This is a genomic window from Larkinella humicola, from assembly GCF_008727875.1.
Taxonomy (GTDB): domain Bacteria; phylum Bacteroidota; class Bacteroidia; order Cytophagales; family Spirosomataceae; genus Larkinella; species Larkinella humicola.
The window spans coordinates 392,006-409,666 of the sequence record NZ_VTWS01000006.1; the positions used below are offsets into that span (position 1 = coordinate 392,006).

The 17,661-nt window shown below is 53.9% G+C and carries 17 protein-coding genes; 11 read left to right on the top strand and 6 right to left on the bottom strand.

Features of this window, described 5'->3' with window-relative positions:
* Window positions 1–36 precede the first annotated feature (36 nt).
* The 3 genes from F0P93_RS23165 (at window position 37) to F0P93_RS23175 (ending at window position 2,888) form a co-directional block, all read left to right on the top strand.
* Window positions 37–1,053 carry a zinc-dependent alcohol dehydrogenase gene (locus F0P93_RS23165; RefSeq protein WP_150880112.1) on the top strand — a complete coding sequence of 339 codons (1,017 nt, stop codon included), beginning with the start codon at window positions 37–39 and terminating at the stop codon, window positions 1,051–1,053.
* A gap of 156 nt (window positions 1,054–1,209) precedes the next feature.
* Complete coding sequence (locus tag F0P93_RS23170) at window positions 1,210–2,004, top strand: sialate O-acetylesterase (protein ID WP_150880113.1); 795 nt, start codon at window positions 1,210–1,212, stop codon at window positions 2,002–2,004.
* Complete coding sequence (locus F0P93_RS23175; RefSeq protein ID WP_150880114.1) at window positions 2,001–2,888, top strand: CE1 family esterase; 888 nt, start codon at window positions 2,001–2,003, stop codon at window positions 2,886–2,888. Before F0P93_RS23170 ends, F0P93_RS23175 begins: the two co-directional genes overlap by 4 nt.
* 10 nt (window positions 2,889–2,898) lie before the next feature.
* On the opposite strand, the gene F0P93_RS23180 is transcribed toward F0P93_RS23175, so the two are convergent.
* The 3 genes from F0P93_RS23180 to F0P93_RS23190 all read right to left on the bottom strand — a co-directional run bounded on the left by F0P93_RS23180 (window position 2,899) and on the right by F0P93_RS23190 (window position 4,362).
* Window positions 2,899–3,300 carry a type II toxin-antitoxin system VapC family toxin gene (locus F0P93_RS23180; RefSeq protein ID WP_150880115.1) on the bottom strand — a complete coding sequence of 134 codons (402 nt, stop codon included), beginning with the start codon at window positions 3,298–3,300 and terminating at the stop codon, window positions 2,899–2,901.
* Window positions 3,297–3,527: a type II toxin-antitoxin system Phd/YefM family antitoxin gene (locus tag F0P93_RS23185; RefSeq protein ID WP_150880116.1), complete on the bottom strand. Its 231-nt coding sequence runs from the start codon at window positions 3,525–3,527 to the stop codon at window positions 3,297–3,299. Before F0P93_RS23185 ends, F0P93_RS23180 begins: the two co-directional genes overlap by 4 nt.
* Before the next feature lie 94 nt (window positions 3,528–3,621).
* Window positions 3,622–4,362 (bottom strand): IclR family transcriptional regulator, encoded by a 741-nt coding sequence (locus F0P93_RS23190; RefSeq protein WP_225309605.1) that lies wholly within the window; start codon window positions 4,360–4,362, stop codon window positions 3,622–3,624.
* A gap of 53 nt (window positions 4,363–4,415) precedes the next feature.
* On the opposite strand from F0P93_RS23190, the gene F0P93_RS23195 reads away from it, so the two are divergent.
* The 3 genes from F0P93_RS23195 to F0P93_RS23205 all read left to right on the top strand — a co-directional run bounded on the left by F0P93_RS23195 (window position 4,416) and on the right by F0P93_RS23205 (window position 7,552).
* The gene (locus tag F0P93_RS23195; RefSeq protein ID WP_225309606.1) at window positions 4,416–5,423 is read left to right on the top strand and encodes a bile acid:sodium symporter family protein; all 1,008 of its coding nucleotides are present in this window, start codon (window positions 4,416–4,418) and stop codon (window positions 5,421–5,423) included.
* Window positions 5,424–5,507: 84 nt separating this feature from the next.
* Complete coding sequence (locus F0P93_RS23200; protein WP_150880117.1) at window positions 5,508–6,782, top strand: MFS transporter; 1,275 nt, start codon at window positions 5,508–5,510, stop codon at window positions 6,780–6,782.
* A 98-nt stretch (window positions 6,783–6,880) separates the two neighbouring features.
* The gene (locus F0P93_RS23205) at window positions 6,881–7,552 is read left to right on the top strand and encodes a GNAT family N-acetyltransferase (RefSeq protein WP_150880118.1); all 672 of its coding nucleotides are present in this window, start codon (window positions 6,881–6,883) and stop codon (window positions 7,550–7,552) included.
* Window positions 7,553–7,675: 123 nt separating this feature from the next.
* Here F0P93_RS23205 and F0P93_RS23210 read toward each other — a convergent pair whose 3' ends face one another.
* Complete coding sequence (locus F0P93_RS23210) at window positions 7,676–8,122, bottom strand: hypothetical protein (RefSeq protein ID WP_150880119.1); 447 nt, start codon at window positions 8,120–8,122, stop codon at window positions 7,676–7,678.
* Window positions 8,123–8,392: 270 nt separating this feature from the next.
* On the opposite strand from F0P93_RS23210, the gene F0P93_RS23215 reads away from it, so the two are divergent.
* Both F0P93_RS23215 and F0P93_RS23220 read left to right on the top strand, forming a co-directional pair.
* Window positions 8,393–9,430, top strand: coding sequence for an SDR family NAD(P)-dependent oxidoreductase (locus tag F0P93_RS23215; protein WP_150880120.1), 1,038 nt, complete (start codon window positions 8,393–8,395; stop codon window positions 9,428–9,430).
* A gap of 85 nt (window positions 9,431–9,515) precedes the next feature.
* The gene (locus F0P93_RS23220; RefSeq protein WP_150880121.1) at window positions 9,516–10,586 is read left to right on the top strand and encodes an alpha/beta hydrolase; all 1,071 of its coding nucleotides are present in this window, start codon (window positions 9,516–9,518) and stop codon (window positions 10,584–10,586) included.
* A 100-nt stretch (window positions 10,587–10,686) separates the two neighbouring features.
* Here the strand turns inward: F0P93_RS23220 and F0P93_RS23225 are convergent, their stop codons facing one another.
* Window positions 10,687–10,920 carry a hypothetical protein gene (locus tag F0P93_RS23225; protein ID WP_150880122.1) on the bottom strand — a complete coding sequence of 78 codons (234 nt, stop codon included), beginning with the start codon at window positions 10,918–10,920 and terminating at the stop codon, window positions 10,687–10,689.
* A gap of 145 nt (window positions 10,921–11,065) precedes the next feature.
* Window positions 11,066–11,395: a hypothetical protein gene (locus tag F0P93_RS23230; protein ID WP_150880123.1), complete on the bottom strand. Its 330-nt coding sequence runs from the start codon at window positions 11,393–11,395 to the stop codon at window positions 11,066–11,068.
* A 291-nt stretch (window positions 11,396–11,686) separates the two neighbouring features.
* Between F0P93_RS23230 and F0P93_RS23235 the strand changes: the two genes are divergently transcribed.
* The 3 genes from F0P93_RS23235 to F0P93_RS23245 all read left to right on the top strand — a co-directional run bounded on the left by F0P93_RS23235 (window position 11,687) and on the right by F0P93_RS23245 (window position 17,575).
* A complete protein-coding gene (locus F0P93_RS23235; RefSeq protein WP_150880124.1) occupies window positions 11,687–12,427 on the top strand; it encodes a response regulator in 741 nt (246 codons plus the stop codon).
* A 33-nt stretch (window positions 12,428–12,460) separates the two neighbouring features.
* Entirely contained in the window at window positions 12,461–15,916 is a 3,456-nt protein-coding gene (locus tag F0P93_RS23240; RefSeq protein ID WP_150880125.1) for a sensor histidine kinase, read from the top strand.
* A gap of 372 nt (window positions 15,917–16,288) precedes the next feature.
* Window positions 16,289–17,575, top strand: coding sequence for an Hsp70 family protein (locus F0P93_RS23245; protein WP_150880126.1), 1,287 nt, complete (start codon window positions 16,289–16,291; stop codon window positions 17,573–17,575).
* Window positions 17,576–17,661: the final 86 nt, after the last annotated feature.

Below are 17,661 nucleotides of genomic sequence, written 5' to 3' on the forward strand. Positions count from 1 at the left end.
ACGCATTCAATCATTCGCTCATTCACTCATTGATTTATGAAAGCACTCCATTTTACAGGAAACAAAACATTTGATTTACAGGAGGTTGACCATCAGCCGGTGTTACCCGGTGAGGTTCGTCTGAAAGTGGCCTACTGTGGCGTTTGCGGAACCGACGTGCATATTTACCACGGCGCAATGGCCCAGCGCCTTTCGCTGCCGCAAGTGATCGGCCACGAGGTGTCGGGCGAAATCGACGCGGTGGGCGAAGGCGTTACCGGCTGGCAACCGGGCGACCGGGTGACGGTTCGACCCCTCAAACCGGGGACGGAAATGCCCGTCGACAACGGCGTTCGGCACATCGGACAGAACCTGAAATTCATCGGTATCGACACGCCGGGCGGGATGCAGCAATACTGGAATGTGCCCGCTTACACGCTCCACCGGCTCCCCGACCAGTTGCCGCTCCCGATCGGTGCCCTGATTGAACCGCTGGCGGTGGCCTGCCACGATGTGCGGCTTGGCGACGTAAAACCGGGGGAAAACGTCGTCATCATCGGCGGTGGCCCCATCGGTATGCTGGTCGCGCTGGTCGCTCAACAGAAGGGAGCCAATGTCCTGATTTCTGAGGTCAACCCGACGCGTCTGCAACTGGCTGAATCGCTGAAACTGGCGACGGTGAACCCCAAGGAAACCGATCTGGTGGCCCGCGTAGAGGAGTTTACGGGTGGCGCGATGGCCGATGTCGTTTTTGAGGTTTCGGGGGTACAGGCGGGGGTGGCGGCCATGACCAGTCTGGCGCGGGTACGGGGTCGGATTGTGATGGTTGCCATTCACGCCGAACCCAAAGCCGTCGATCTGTTCCGGTTTTTCTGGCGCGAACTCAAGCTCATCGGTGCCCGGGTCTACGAACCCGAAGACTTCGAAGAAGCCATTGCGTTGGCCGCCAGCGCATCGCTGCCGCTCGACGCGCTCATTACGCAGGTTTCTCCCCTGGCCGATGCACAGGCGGTTTTTGAAACCATCGACAACAATCCCGCCGGGATGAAATACCTGCTGCAATGTGACGTCTAGTCCTGTAGTTACCAACGAAAAAAGCTGCCGGGTAAGGATCGTCGACCAGACGAATCCTTACCCTTTCTGTTGGGTCAGCCTGGAAACAAATGGGCGTTTTAAACGAAAAATACAGTATAACTGGCGCTCCTGTGAGTTTTATCCCAAATTAGCCCCATGAAAACATTCGTCAAAGCCGCGGTTTTCGCGCTGGTTCTCGGTATTGTCCTGGCGTTCAGGCAGGATGCCCCGCCCCGTTTGCAGCTTTTCCTCCTCATTGGCCAGTCGAACATGGCGGGTCGCGGAGTTCCCGAAGCCGAAGACCAGCAACCCAATCCGCACATCTGGATGCTGACCAAAGAGCAAACCTGGGTTCCGGCCCGCGATCCGATGCACTTCGACAAACCAGCAGTGATCGGCGTTGGGCCGGGTCTGGCCTTCGCGAAACGGCTGGCCGAAACCGATCCCAGCCTGAACATCGGGCTGGTTCCCTGCGCGGTGGGCGGTTCGGGCATCGATGTCTGGAAACCGGGGGCTTATTACGAACCGACGAAATCCTATCCGTACGACGATGCGATGCGACGGGCGAAAAAAGCGCTTGAAAACGGTCAACTGGCCGGTATTCTGTGGCATCAGGGCGAGTCGGATTCCAAACCGGGCAACACGGCGGTGTATGGTGAAAAACTGGCAGAACTGGTGCAGCGGTTGCGGAAAGAACTAAACGCGCCGAAGGTGCCGTTTGTCGTCGGAACGCTGGGCGATTTTGTCGTCAAGCGAAATCCGAATGCCGGGCTCATCAACGAAGCCTTGCAACGGGCCACCAAAACCATCCCCCATTCATACTATGCCGTGGCCACCGGTTTAACGCACAAGGGCGATTCTACGCATTTCGATACGCCTTCGGCCCGAACGCTGGGCCGCCGGTATGCCGACGTTTTTATTCAGCATAAACTCCTGAAAACCAAACCATGAGTATCTTCTTTCCTTCTCCGGCGCAGCGATGGGTAGCCGTTCTCGTTTTCGTTTTAACGGCTGGCCTGGCCAAAAGCCAGCTCGTGAGTGATTCCGTGTCGATCGAAGGCCATTCCCGAACCTTCCACTTTCTGAAACCGGCCCGCCCGAATGCGACGCTGCTGTTTGTGCTGCACGGTTCGGGTGGAAACGGGCAGGGCGTTCGGAATGGCGCGAAGAAGCTGGAAGAAATTGCGCCAGATGAAAACATCCTGCTGGTGTATCCCGACGGCTATAAAAAATACTGGAACGAATGCCGAAAAACCGCCCAATCGGCAGCTAATCAGGAGAATATCAACGACAATGCGTTTTTTGAGACGATGATCGGATACTTCCGGAAAAACTACCAGATTGACCCCAAACGCGTTTTTGCGGTCGGCACGTCCGGCGGTGGCCACATGGCCTACAAACTGGCATTGACGATGCCCGAACAATTCCGGGCCATCACCGCCCTCATTGCCAACCTGCCCGACACGAACAACCTGGACTGCCCTGAAAAACGGGTAGCGGTTCCGGTGCTGATCGTGAATGGAACGGCAGATCAAACAAATCCGTATGAAGGCGGGGAAGTCAAAACCAATGGGATCAGTCTGGGAATGGTGCGGTCGACGGATCGAACGTTTCATTACTGGTCGGAACTGGCCGGTTATGCCCGAAAACCGAAGAAAAGCCGCCTGCCCGATACCGACCCGACCGACGGGAAAACCATTGAGCAATATACCTACAAGCAGAAAGGAAAACCGGAAGTAACGCTGCTGAAAGTGCTGGGTGGCAAGCACGACTACCCCAACGACATCAACGTCTATCTCGAAGCCTGGGCGTTTTTCAAGCGGCAACTGGAGTAGTAAAGATGGGTTAACTAATCACTTTCAGCCCTTCTGAACCGTATTTTTTCACATTCTCATCGTCGCTAATAAATGCGTAATTGGCTTTGAGCGCTTGCCAAATTAAGATCCGATCAAAAGGATCTTTGTGATAATCGGCCGATAATTGGTGAAATGAACTTGTTTCCAAATCAGTAAGTGGAATTAATTCATAGCCAGATTCAAGGCAAATTTTCGGTAAGTCGTCAGGCCAGAGATCGTCTAACCCTATTTTTCCAGTACGGAATTTGATGGAAATTTCCCAGAAACTCACGGCACTCACGTAGACTTGATTAGCTTCCCGATCCGCCAAAACAGCACGTACACGACTGGATAGTTTAGAAGGTTCAAACAGAACCCAAATCAAGATGTGTGTATCCAGCAGATACTTCATATTTCAAATTCTTCACTGGTCGTTATACCGAAATCATCCCTGAGAAAATATTTTTTTCCTTGCAGGGCTCCCAATTTTCTAGGCTTTATTTCTTCTTCTTTAGGAACCAGAAAAGCCTTTATCTCTTTCTTTTTACCAAAAGTGATGGCCACTTTTGCTCCGGCTTCAACTTCTTTTAAGACTTCAGAAAAATGAGTTTTCAACTCGCCTACACTCATCGTTTTCATAGAACATTATCATTTTTTACTAAACTATATTTTTCTTGCCAACTTGACAAGAAAAGCACCATTTAGGTTCATATCAAACGCAAAACCTTTGGTTTCAACCCGCCAGTCGTTTGTTGATCTGCCCGGCGGCTTCCCGAACGGCATTGATGATGACGGGGGTGCGGTTGGAGGTGTAGCGGCTTTCGGGCAAAAACACGCTCAGACTGGCGACCACCTGCCCGCCTTTCCACAACGGAACGGCAATGCCGACAATGTGTTTGAGCGAGCGGGTGATGACCATTTCCTCCCGGCGAATCGCGTCCAGAGCCGCCAGAAACTGCTCCCGGGTTTCGACGTTCGGCCAGACCGGTGCAGCCGGCAGTCCAATGGCTTCTACCAGGGCGTCAATTTCTTTCAGGGACAAAAAAGCCACCAGAATGCGCCCGGTAGCGGTCGAATAAATGTCCGATTCGGTGCGGCTTCGTACCTGCAAATCCTGGTCGCTGTTGGCAATGTGGAGCAAAAACCGCTTGTTGTTTCGCAGAATCCCCAGCAGGGACGTTTCGTTAAGCCGGTCCGTCAACTCCTCCATAATGTCTTTGGCCGCCAGCACCAGATGTTCGTTATACGCCACATTATCAGTCAGTTGGTAGGCCATTGCGCCCAGCCGGTAACCCTTTCTGCGGCCCACGTGGTCTAAATATTTTTTATCGACCAAAGTCTTTACAATATTTGCACAGGTAGGCTGATTCAGGCCGACAGCTGCAGCCAGTTCCGTCAGAGTCGTGGGGTCATTCTCTTTCTTGGCCACATACTCTAAAATTTCTAACGCGCGGACAACAACCTGAATCATCATGAGAGGGAATTTGGGGCCGTAATTTACGAATAATTCAACCATCCTGACGTGTTGTGAAAAACCGCTCCTTTTCAATTTCCTCCCTTCGTTCGGTAGCCGCCCGGGCGGGATTAGACTGGTTTTTGCTGGCCATGCTCAGCATGATCGGTCTGGCGTATCTGTGGCCCACACCCGGCATTCAGGAAGGGCCTTTTTCCCTGTCGAATCTGGCCAATCTGGGCGTTTCGATCATTTTCTTTTTCTACGGCCTGCGACTCAGTGGCGACAAGCTCCGGGCGGGGCTTAGCAACTGGCAACTCCACGCGACGATCCACCTGACCACGTTTGTGGTTTTTCCGCTGGTGGTCTGGGCAGCCATGCAGGTGTTCGGCACCGACGAAACCCGCCTGCTGTGGCTCGGTGCGTTTTACGTAGCCGCCTTGCCGTCAACGGTTTCGTCGTCGGTGGTGATGGTTTCCATTGCGGGCGGCAACATTCCGGCGGCCATTTTCAACGCCAGCATTTCCAGCCTGATCGGCGTCTTCCTGACGCCCTTGTGGATGGGACTCTTCCTATCGACCGGTTCGGGGGATTACGATCTGGCGAGTGTCATCGGAAAGCTGGCGTTGCAGGTCATTGCGCCGGTTGTTTTCGGTATTCTGCTCAACCGCTGGCTGGGTGCCTGGGCGGATCGGTACAAAAAAGCGTTGAGCACCTTCGACAAGATTGTCATCCTGATGATCGTCTATACCTCGTTTTGCGAATCCTTCGAGCGCCGGATGTTTCAGAGTCTGACGGTTTCGGATTTGCTGGTACTGGGCACCTGTATGCTCGGTTTGTTTTTTCTGATTTACGGCCTGGTCAATGGCATCAGCCGCCTGCTCGGTTTCAACCGAGCCGACCGGATCACGGCTTTGTTCTGCGGCTCTAAAAAATCACTGGTTCAGGGCAGCGTGATGGTCACGGTTTTGTTTCCGGCCAATGTCGTCGGCATCGCTCTGTTGCCCATCATGATGTACCACGCCCTGCAACTCATTGCCGCCAGTGTGCTGGCCCAGGCCATGGCCCGGCGGGGTGCGTAATGGTCATTGCTCGGGGCAAAAAAAAATTTGCATTTTCGCCCGTACGCCCCCGCAACTTTGCAGAGTCCTTTTAGTTGTAAGGGAATGTCATCTTTTCCCCCACTAGCTGAAAGCGCCCGCTTACGGTATGCCACTTTCTTTTATCTGTATTTTATGCAGGGTATTCCGTCCGGATTTGCCCTCACGGCATTGGCTAATTACCTGATTGGACGAGGATTGCCGGCGGCAGCCGTGGGCAGCTTTGTTTCCATTGTGGGTCTGCCCTGGATTCTGCAACTGGTATGGGGGCCGTTCATCGACCGCTACCGCTATTCGGTGGTGGGGCATTACAAACATTGGATCGTTCTTACCCAATGGGCGGCAGCGGGAGCGTCACTGGTGCTGTTAGTGGTGCAAGATCCGGCGGTTCAGACAGGGTTGCTGGGGACGCTTTTCTTTGCGCATTCGGTGGTGGCGTCTGTGCAGGACGCAAGTGTCGATGCCATGGCAATTCTGCTAACGCCGGAACGCGAACGGGGACGCGTAAATGCCTTCATGCGGGGCGGCCTTCTGCTGGGCATTTCGTTCGGTGCGGCTGCCTTGTCAGTGGTGTTGCATCGCTACGGTTTTCGGGTGGCGGTGGGCGTGCAATCGGCTCTGCTGGTGATTTTTTCACTGCTGTTTTTCGTCACGAAATTACACCGCACCGATCCGCTTTTGCCCCGGTTTGGTCGGCCAGCCACCGGCGGCTCCCGGGCCGAAGAGTGGAGCTTGCGCCACTTGTTTAGTCAATTGGGTGCCGCTTTGATCAACCCACTGAGCCTGCGCATCTTCGGGGTCATCGGGCTATCGTACCTTAGCTTTGCGGTTTTTATCCGATCGCTGAATTTTTACCTGATCCGTACGCTTCATTGGAGTGATCAGGACCTTTCGATACTTACTGGCGGTTGGGGAAGCCTGACAACCCTGGCCGTTGTGTTTGCCGGCGGTTATCTGGCCGACCGGCTAGGTCCCGTTCGTCTGCAAATCCGGGTGTTGCTGGTGCTAGCGTTTTTTTTGATTGGATTCAATGTGCTGCTTTTTACGGTGACGAACCGAACGTTGATAACCGCCGGCCTTCTGTTCTGGGGCATTGCTGATCCGCTGTACAGCATTGCCGCTTTTCCCATTTTAATGACGCTTTGCCGGAAAGAAATTGCCGGTTCGCAGTTTACCGCGTATATGGCACTGATCAACCTCTCGGACATTGGCGGAGCCTACGCCAGTGGCTGGTTGCTGGAAGTGGTGCCCGGACCGCTTTTGGGTCTGTCGGCGGGCTTGGTGCTGCTGATTTTGCTGGGATGGCTCGCACGGCTGCAAAACAAAGAAGAAGCGGTTTAGAACATGCCGGACGATAAGCCCTCTTTTCGCTGGCTAATCTGCACTTTCGTCCTTAACTTGAAACCGCATTAAAAAAAGCACCCTTATACGCCCCAATAATGAGAGGAAGTCAACTGGATTTGTACCTGAGCCTGGGTTATTTTCGGATGCATCAGAAGCTGTTTACATGCCGGTATTTGCTTTCCTACGACACCATTCTGCCCGTTCACTGGCTGCGGTTTACATTGGCCAACGTACGCTACGGGAGCAAACAACGCAGTTTGATGCGACGCAACGAGAAATTCTCACTATCCGTGAAACCCTTTGTGCTGACGGAAGAAGCCGAAGAACTTTTTAGCCTGTATCGCGAAACCGTCGACTTTGAAGCCCCGGATTCGGTCGAATTCTGGCTGTTTAATGAGGCCATCTATCCCTACAGCGTGTTTGATACGTACGCCATCGAAGTCCGGGATGGCGGGCGGTTGATTGCGGTCGGCATTTTCGATAAGGGCGACCAAAGCATTGCCGGGATCATGAATTTTTACCACCCCGACTACCGCAAATACAGCCTGGGAAAATACCTGATGCTGCAAAAAATCAACTACGCCCGGCTTCAGCACATGCAGTTTTACTACCCCGGTTACATTGTCAGCAATTACCCCAAATTTGATTACAAACTGTTTCCCGGCGAAGCAGCCAGCGAGGTCTACGATGACAACAGCGGGGACTGGCTTCCGTTCTCCTGGGAAACCGTTCACGCGCTGGCAGCCGTGATTCTGGACGAACCGTAACCAGCCGTTTCCCCGGCCACAAAAAAAGCGGATTGCTCCGCTTTTTCAGTCAAGAAAGGGTGGGTATGTGAACTCCCTCGTCGATGAGAACGATTTTACAATGGGCAGGAGTCATAAAGCGACTTAGTACCGGCGCCCGTAGTAACCGCGATCGTTCCGACGGTATTGTTGTTGGTAAGCAAATAATCTTTCGCGTTGGTTGGGGGTCAATACCGCCATCATTTCCTGATTTTTCCGACGCAGCGTATATTGGTAAGCCTGAGGATCGCGCCGTCTGGCGGCTTCCATTTCGCGGTAATCGTACCGGTCTTCGATGCGCTTCAGTTGCCGCTCCTGATGACGCGACAGACCAACGATGGCATCCAGGCGGTCAATTTTAATGTCTTCCTGAATATCGTCCCGGCGTTGGTTGTCGTAGCGGCCGTTACCGTAGCGATCGTTATCGTAGCGTGGGTTGTCGTAGCGTGGGTTGGGGGCCGGGTAACGGTCGTTGTCGTATCCGCGCTGGGCCATGACAGTTCCGGTGCTTAAAAAGGCTAAGGTGACGAGGGTGATGATGGTCGTTTTCATGGTTGGTCGTTTTTATTTGTTGTAATATGCCTCTTAGAGGGGCAACCCCGACCAACGTTTAATGCGGTTTTATTTATTTCTTTTCACCCCCGCCTTTTATCGACCAATGGCCTGTTTTTGCCGATAAATTCTATTTTTTAATCGATCAATCTTATTTTACCCCTTCATTCCGCTGGTTCCTCCGTGTACTCGTACGCAAGAATACCGCCGGGCAACAACATTCCGTTCCGAAGCGGGTTGAATACAGAAGGACTGAAAGACAAACGAACCATGAAATTATCCAACACAAATAGAATGGGGCTGTGGGGTTTGGCGGGCATTGGTGTCGCCGTGGCGGCCAAAACGCTGATCGACCAATGGCGAAAAACCGACTTTCGGGGCAAAACCGTTGTCATCACGGGCGGTTCGCGCGGGTTGGGTCTGGTGCTGGCGCGGGAATTTGCGCAGGAAGGTGCCAACCTGGCCATTTGCGCCCGCGACCCGGAAGAGCTGGAACGCGCCAAAGCCGACCTCGAACTGAATGGCGTTACGGTTTTTACCTACGCCTGTGATGTCACTGAGAAAGAGCAGGTTGTAGCCTTCATTCAGGCCGTTCAGCAGGAAGTGGGGCCGGTGGACGTGCTGGTGAACAACGCCGGAACGATTCTGGTGACACCCATCGAACACGCAACAGAAGCTGACTTTCGGGAAGTGATGGAAACCAATTTCTGGGCGGCTTTTCACACCATCAACGCGGTATTGCCCCGGATGCGCGAACGCCGGTCGGCGGGGGGACGTATCATCAACATAGCGTCGTTCGGCGGAAAAGTGGCTTTTCCGCACCTGCTGCCTTATTCGACCAGTAAATTCGCCTTGGTCGGTTATTCGGAAGGACTCCGGGCCGAACTGATCAAAGACGGTATTTATGTCACCACCGTTTGCCCCGGTTTGATGCGAACCGGAAGCCCCCGGAATGCGCTGTTCAAAGGGCAGAACGAGAAAGAGTATGCGTGGTTCAAGATCGGCGACTCCCTGCCGGTTTTGTCGAAGAGCGCGGAAGAAAGCGCCCGTCAAATCGTGGAAGCCTGCCGGTATGGCCGTGCCGAACTCATTATTTCACTGCCGGCCAAAGTCGCTGCCGCGGTGCACGGGTTGTTTCCGGGGCTGACGGCCGAAGTGCTGTCGGTCATCAATTTGTTGCTCCCGGCTCCCGGCGGCATTGGCGAACAACGGGCCAAAGGAAAAGACAGCGAATCGTCCCTGAGCCGCTCGGTTTTAACAACCCGGACCGACGACGCTGCGGAAGCAAACAATCAATATACCTGGTAACTTCTTTTCAGCTATGGCTTTCGGAATGCTTTGTCTTTGTTCAACTTATCGGTAAGTTGCTGACAAAAGCATTCCTGAACCGTATATGAAAACATCACGAGTTTCCGCCCTTGCGATTCTGTTCGCGGTCTGCATCGCCTTCCCGGCCACCAGCCAGTCGGCTGCCCCCAAAAAAGGCACCGCCGAACGCATCAAAGTTCACGGCAAAGGTCTGGAGGGCAACCTTTCCGGCGATTCGCCCGACCGTGATGTGTCGGTCTATCTGCCGCCCAGTTATAAAACCGACAAAAACCGTCGGTATCCGGTGTTGTATCTCCTGCACGGTTTTACGGATAACGACGCCCAGTGGTACGGTTTTACCAAACACTGGATCAACCTGCCGGACGTGGTCGATAAAGCCTTTGCCGACCCCGCCGTGCGCGAAATGATCATCGTCACGCCCAATGCGTATACCAGGTTTTTTGGAAGTTTTTACTCCAATTCAGTCACCACCGGCAACTGGGAAGACTACGTAGCGAAGGAACTGGTGGGCTACATCGACAATCATTACCGAACCATTCCGATTGCCGCCAGCCGTGGGTTAAGCGGGCATTCGATGGGCGGTTACGGCACCCTGCGGATCGGTCAGAAGTACCCGGATATTTTTTCCAGCATCTACCTGCTGAGTCCCTGCTGCCTAAGTGCCAACCTCAATCCCAATCGGAACGAAGCGGCTGCGGGCCGGATGGAAGCCATCAAAAGTATGGAAGAACTGGAGAAATCCGATTTTGGCACCAAGGCGGCTTTTTCAACGGCTGCGGCCTGGGCTCCTAACCCGACCAGACCGCCTTTTTACCTGGATTTGCCGGTCAAGGACGGACAGCCCCAGCCGGGCATTCTGGCAAAGCTGGCGGCCAACGCCCCGCTGTCAGGGATTGACCAGTCGATATCAAACCTGAAAAAACTACGCGCCATTGCCTTCGACGCGGGTTCGAAAGATGTTAGCATTGCCGCCAACAACAAAGTGCTGGACGGCATTCTTACTGATTATCAGATCAAGCACACCTACGAAGAATACGAGGGTGATCACATCAACCGGATTGGGGAACGCATTGGAACCAAAGTGTTGCAGTTTTTTTCGGCCAATCTATCATTCGAGCCACCGAAGCGTCGTTAGGGTTGGAACGCGGATCAAGCGGATCAAAAACGGATTTTAATCTGCGCTAATCCGTTCCATCCGTTTGATCCGCGTTCCAAACCATGAAGTAGCCCATCTCTTATTTTTGGGTCGAATCCTTTTTCAGATCCCGGTAATCCTGGCGGGCTGAATCCAGTTCAGCCTGTTCTTCCTGAACATCGCTGCTGTCTCCTTCCTGCTGGGCCTCAATTACATCCTTGTATTCGTCACCGACTTTCTCGGCTTTATTTTCGGTTTTGGAATCACAGGCCAACTGCGTGGTGGCCGTGAACAGGACTAGTGAAAGTCCCCAGATCCATGATTTCGTTTTCATACGTTGAAGATCGTTCTTTTCGAAAAGAACCGTCTGCGGACCGGTTTGTTCGAAAAAATACGGCGACGCCATCGCATCAATTCCTTCGCAGGGTGATTTACAGGGGCTAAACCGTCTCGCTACGGCTTGGGAGCCCGTGGTCCAATCACTGTCGGCGTACCCAATTTTCCAGGGCTGACAAGGCCCCTTCAAAACGATTGGTTCCGCAGATTGCCACTCCCCTTCCGACCTGTAGATTCAGGACCAATTCGCAGGAAACCCGGCCCGGATACCGCCGAACACTCAGTTGGACGACCGAATCACTAAGCCACGCAATCGGCCCGGCGCTCCAGACCTCGCCCCGCAAGTCAAAAAGGAGCGCGTCATCTGCCAGACGGAAGATTCCCGGCACTTCGACCCAGTGGCTCATTCGTACTTCAAAAACATCGAACCGGATGGCATACGTGCCTTCGGGCGATAACGATTCGTCTTTCATCGGACCGGGTAAAACCAGCGTGGGTAGCGAATTGTGCGGTAACAATACGGCTTTAAAATCTATGTTACTTTTTCTTGAAAGTAGACACAAAGATGCGATTAAAAAGTTGGAGAAATGGAATGAAAAACCTATCATTGAAGTAGTATTCTACACTTTTTGTCTGGAATTTCTAAGCCAATCTTTTGATCATCAAGCGCAATTCTACCACTTTTTATTCCGGTAGTGCGGTAAATGCAAGCATAAAAATCACAAGTTCTCTGAATCCTATTTTGAAATGTAACCCGTTTAAAAATGCCGATTCACGTATTGGTCATCGAAGATGAAGCGCAGATCCGGAAAAATTTACAGGATATGCTGGTCATGCGGGGCTATGAAGTGACTGCCGCTGCCAACGGCCAGGGGGGCATCGCCGAGGCCATTCAGCAGCCACCGGATTTAATTCTGTGCGACATTATGATGCCAAAACTGGATGGCTACAAGGTTCTGGAATCGATTCGTACCAACCCGTCCTTAGCCCATGTTCCGTTTATTTTCCTGACGGCCAAAGCCGACATGACTGACCTGCGCCGGGGCATGACGCTGGGCGCGGATGACTACCTTGCCAAGCCCTTTGGCATGAAGGAACTGGTGGCCGCCATCGAAAGCCGGCTCAAACGGCAGCAACAGAAGCGGGAGGCACCCCCGCCGGTTCTGTTTATGAAAACCCTTCAGGGGCACGATGAACGGGGCCACATGGTGCTCCAAACCGAAGACTGCCTGTATTTCTTCATCCAGAACAAAAAAAATTTTGTTCGACATCCGCTGGGCACGTTTCAAATTCATGTCCCATTCGAGAAGTTAGCCGCCGAACTCAATCCCAGCCTCTTTTTCAGGGCCAATCGACACAGCATTATTCATCGGAAAACCGTTCAGAAATACGCGTATTGGGAAAATGGCAAATATTGTCTGTTTCTGCTGATCGATGGCCAAAACCAGGAAGCTATTCTGCCCCGGGCGCGCTTCAATTCGTTCAAGAAGTGGCTGGCCGAATAGCCTGCCCCGCTCTCCTCCTAAACCCGGTCTGATGTGGAAAAGCTTTTGCAGTACTGGTTCAATCGTTCACAGCAGGGCGTTGCCATCCTGGAGCCGATTCGCAACGAGTACCAGACGATCATTGATTTTCGCTGTCGGCTCGTCAATACAGCATTCGCCCGGATAGCCGGGCTTCCGGTCGACGAACTAACCGGAATAACCGTCAGCGGATGCTGGCCAGCGGCTGACGCCCGTCGGCGGCTGGAGCGGTTGGTCTCGTTTCTTCAACTGGGGCTTCCGCAGCAACTTGATGAACACTATCAAACCAAAAACCTGGACGTTTGGGTCCACATAACCCTCACGCCCATTGAGGACCAGTTTTTAGCTGAAGTTCAGGATATTACCGAACAAAAAACCGCCGAACAGGAACTCCAGCGACGGCTTTCCATGGAATCCATCGTTTCGGCCATTTCGGGTCAACTCATCACCCTCGACGGTTTTGAACTGGATGCCTACATTACCGACGCACTGGAACAGATCAGTCGTTTTAACGGTGCCGACCGGGCCGCGATCTTCCGGTATTCTGACGATCAGCAACGGGGAAGCTGTTCGCACGAATGGTGCGCACCCGGCATTACGTCCAGCAGCCACCTGTTTCAAAATTTACCGCGAACCGTTTTCGCCTGGCTCTACACCCGGCTGGAAAACCGGCGGGTGATTCAGTTGGACACCGACAAACTGCCTCCGGAGGCCGTGGAAGAAAAAGCCATTTTCGATTCCGTTTTCATTCGGTCGATGATTGCGGTTCCGCTGATTCAGGATGACAAAACCCGGGGGTTCATCGGTTTTTATGCCATTGGCAAACCCAAAGTGTGGGACGAAAACGACGTCCATCTGCTGCAGACGTTCAGCACCCTGATTAGCAACGCCCAGCACCGTCAGCAGCAGGAAGCGGCCATTCGCCGGGCGAATCAGCGGCTCCAGGGCCTTCATACGATCGATCAGGCGCTCCTGAGCCACCAACCGATTGAACAGTCGCCCCTGCTAACCGCCCTGCGCCACATCAACACACTGGTTCCCTGTGAACGGCTCACAATTTTTCGTTTTCACGAAGCCTCCGGTCTGGCCGTGGCCGAATACCGGCTGGCGGAGGGTCGGCTGGAGGTCAACCCCGGCCTGGCTTTTTCAAGTCATTTCATCATCGATCAGCTCCGGCAGCCGAGCCACGTTCAGTACCTTCCCGATCTGCAACCGGACGACGACGGTTTTCCGCCGGGACTTCACCCGTACGAACAGGGCTTTCGTTCGCTGGTAATCCTTCCGCTCTACCGCCGGCAGGTATGCATCGGCGCGTTCACCCTCGTGTCGACGGTTTCTCATTTCTTCACGGAAGAACACCTGCAGATTGCCCAGGAAGTAGCCAGCCAGTTGGCGTTTGTCTTGAATCAGCACCTGGAAGACAAGGAACTGAAACAACAGAACGAACACCTCGAACAGCGCGTGGAGGAACGCACCCGGGAAATCGGGCAGTTGTCGGCGCTGCATCAGGCGGTGCTGCAACACGCCGGTCAGGCCATCGTTTCTACCGACATCAACGGGGTTGTTCAGACGGCGAACCAGGCCGCCGAAAAATTACTGGGCTACCAGAACCGGGAGTTGATCGGCCGGGTTCCGAAGATCTGCCCCGGCCCGCCCGACAACCCTCTCCCCTGCATCACCTACGAGTTGAAGGATTCGGAGAATGCTCCCTCCGACCTCTTTCAGGTGGCCCTGAAAAACAGGGATTACTCCTACCAGGAATGCATTTCCGTCGGAAAAGATGGCCGACAGGTCCCGATTCTGCTCGTAACCACCACGCTGAAAGACCATGCAGGGACAGTGGTTGGCTACGTGGGCATCTGCACCGACATTTCAGCGCTGAAAGCCGCCGAAACCCAGTTAAGAAACCTCAACCAGCGTCTCCAACTGGCGACGCAGGCCGTGGGTCAGGGAATCTGGGAGGACGATCTGATCAATAACCGGTTAATCTGGGATGATCACCTCTGGGCGATTTTCGGGATGAAACCGGGCCGGACTGACTGGACCTTTCAAAAGTTCACGGAGATGGTTCATCCCGACGATCTTCCGGCTTTTCTGGAAGGAACCCGTCAGGGAAAACACCAGGATACCCTGGACGATCGCTTCTCAAACGTTTGCCGGATTATTAAACCGGACGGCCAAATCATCTATCTGGAGCAGAATGGGCTGGTGGTAAGGGATCATCAGGGCCGTGCCATACGGGCCATCGGCGTCGCCTGGGACGTTACGGAGCGGAAACTGGCCGAAGAAGCGCTTCGGGAAAGTGAACAGCGGTTTCGGGAAATTGCCGAAAACGTCGATGAGGTTTTCTGGATTCATTCCGTCGAGCCCTTCGAACTGCTGTACATCAATCCGGCGTATGCGCGCGTATTTGGGAGTTCGTCGCCCCACACGGCGTCGTTTCTGAATACCGTTCTGGAAGACGACCGGGCGCTGGTCAAAGCCGAATTTAAAAAATACCGGCAGGGCCAGGAAGTGACGCTTCAGTGCCGCGTGCGGGGTATGCACCAGGAAATCCGCTGGCTTCACATTCGGACCTTCGTCATGAAAGACAACCGGGGCATGCCGGTACGCTACATTGGCATCGTCAATGACATCTCCAGCCAGAAAGAAAAAGAATTCGTGCTGCTGAAATCCCTGGAGCGGGAGCAGGAACTGAACCAGCTCAAGTCGCAGTTTGTCAGCACCGCTTCGCACGAGTTTCGGACGCCCCTCACCACCATTCAGTCCAGCGTCGATCTGATCCGGTTGTACCTGGACAGTCCGGCAACCACCGCTCAACCCGCCATCCGGAAGCATTTGAGGGTCATCGAAAAAGAGATTGAACGCGTGAGCGAACTCCTCAGCGATTTGCTGACCATCGGCACCATTGAGGCTGGGAAAGTCAGTTTCAAGCCCCGGTGGGTCGATGTCATCGCGGTTTGCATGGAAATCATTGCCACTCATTTTCGGCAGCGAAGCGACGAGCGGGCCGTCCTGGTGCTGGTCGAAGGAACGCCTTGCCCGGCGTATCTGGACGAAAAACTCATGAACCATGTAATTGTCAATCTGTTGTCGAATGCCTTTAAGTTTTCGAAAGACGATCCGCACCTGCGCATTCTATTCCGAAAAGACAGCCTGGTTTTGCAGGTAATCGACCGGGGCATCGGCATACCGGCCAAAGATCTTTCGATGCTCTTCCAGGGATTCTTCCGGGCCAGCAACACCGCCGGCATTCAGGGGACCGGCCTGGGTCTGGTCATCACCCGCCAGTTTGTGGAAATACACGGAGGGCATCTGGACATTCAGAGTGAAGAGAACAATGGAACAACTGTCACCGTCACGCTGACAAAAGCGCTGAGTGATCCCTCGGCGTCGGCCAGTCTCCCGAAAGTCGCAGATGCTGCTTCTCCCAGCGCCCCTCATTTTCAATCGCAGCGTTCCATCCGTTGAGCAACGCAAAAATCACCCGAACAAAGCCCTGCGGGGCTGGCATTTGGATAACCCCGGATGCAATCCGGGGATGGGGATGGGGGTGGGGTGGGGCTGGGCTGGGGGTGGACATGGACCTGGTGTACGGGCCGCGTGCCAGAGACGCATAGCTGTAGCCGCCCCTATCCCTATCCTCACCCCCACCCCGGATGCCATCCGGGGTTGCACGACAGAAACCCGCTTCATAAAAATCATCGTTTGCGATAATTTCAAAAAGTTTCCTCGTACCTTTGCGCCCCTTTATCCAATCACAGCCGTGCTATCCTGCTTCGGTCAGGTTCTTTTCCTGACGGTGAAAGGCCTTTGCTGGCTACATTTTGAGCTAAAACCGGGATGACAACACTCTCTTGCGGAATCGACTTTGGTACCTCCAACTCCAGCATTGCCCTTGCCAGCGACGGCGAAATCAGCCTCGTACCGGTTGAACAGACGCACGTAACCATTCCGAGTGCCATTTTCTTCCAGCGCGTCGACAACAAGGCGTTCTATGGCCGAACCGCCGTCAACCTGTTTTTCGACCGCCAGCAGGGCCGCTTCATGCGGAGTCTGAAGCGGGTTTTGGGAACGCCCCTGATGAAACACGGCACCGTGGTGAACGGCACCACCATGAATTTCTCCAGTATCATCGCTTCTTTTCTGAAAAAAATGAAAGAAAAAGCGGATGCCGTGGCAGGTCAGGAAATTGAGAATGTGGTGATGGGCCGCCCCGTTCATTTCGTCGATCACTCGCCCGAATCGGATGCCCAGGCGCAGGCCGAACTGAAAGAAATTGCGTTGCGGATTGGTTTCAAAACCGTTGAATTCCAGTTTGAACCCATCGCGGCCGCTTTTGCCCACGAAGCCCGGCTCACCGGCGAGAAACTGGCGATCGTGGCCGATCTGGGCGGTGGCACCTCCGATTTTACCGTAATCCGGTTATCGAGTCAATCCGTCCGGAAAACGGATCGTTCGTCGGACATTTTAGCCAATACGGGGGTGCGGGTTGGGGGCAACGATTTCGACAAAGACCTGAGCCTGGCCGCCATCATGCCCGAACTGGGTTACCGGAGCCGCTATGGCGACAAACAACTGGAAGTTCCGCTGAAACCGTTTCACGATCTGGCCGAATGGAGCAAGGTCAACTTCCTCTACACGCCCAAACTCATCATGCAAACCCGGCAGTTGCTGTTTCAGTCGCACGACAAAAAGCGGTACAAACGGCTCCTGAGTGTTCTCGAAAACGAAACCGGTCATGCCGTCCTGGCGGCTACCGAAGGCGCCAAAATTGCCCTGACGGACCACGCCGAATACGCCACACCTTTCGATTGTGTGGAAACGGATTTCGTAATTCCGATCCGGCGGACGCTGTTTGAAACGGCCATTTTCGGCGAAGTTGAAAAGATTGTGGCATCAGCCACGGAATGTTTGCAGAATGCCGGGGTGCGGCAACAGGACATTGACCTGGTCATTCTGACTGGCGGCTCCACCGAAGTACCACTGATTCAGGCCGAATTCAAGCGGCTTTTCCCGAATGCGGCCATTGCCGATGAAAACAAGCTCTCCAGCGTTGGCCTGGGGCTGGCCTACGACAGCCAGAGCAAATTCGGCCGGAATTCGGCCCGCCAAATCGCATCGGTCTAGCCCGCAAACGGTAGCAAACCGGGTCGGTCGGCTCGCTGCCACAAAACCCGGTTTTTATCGAACGGTCAATAGTAGTCGCTACAGTA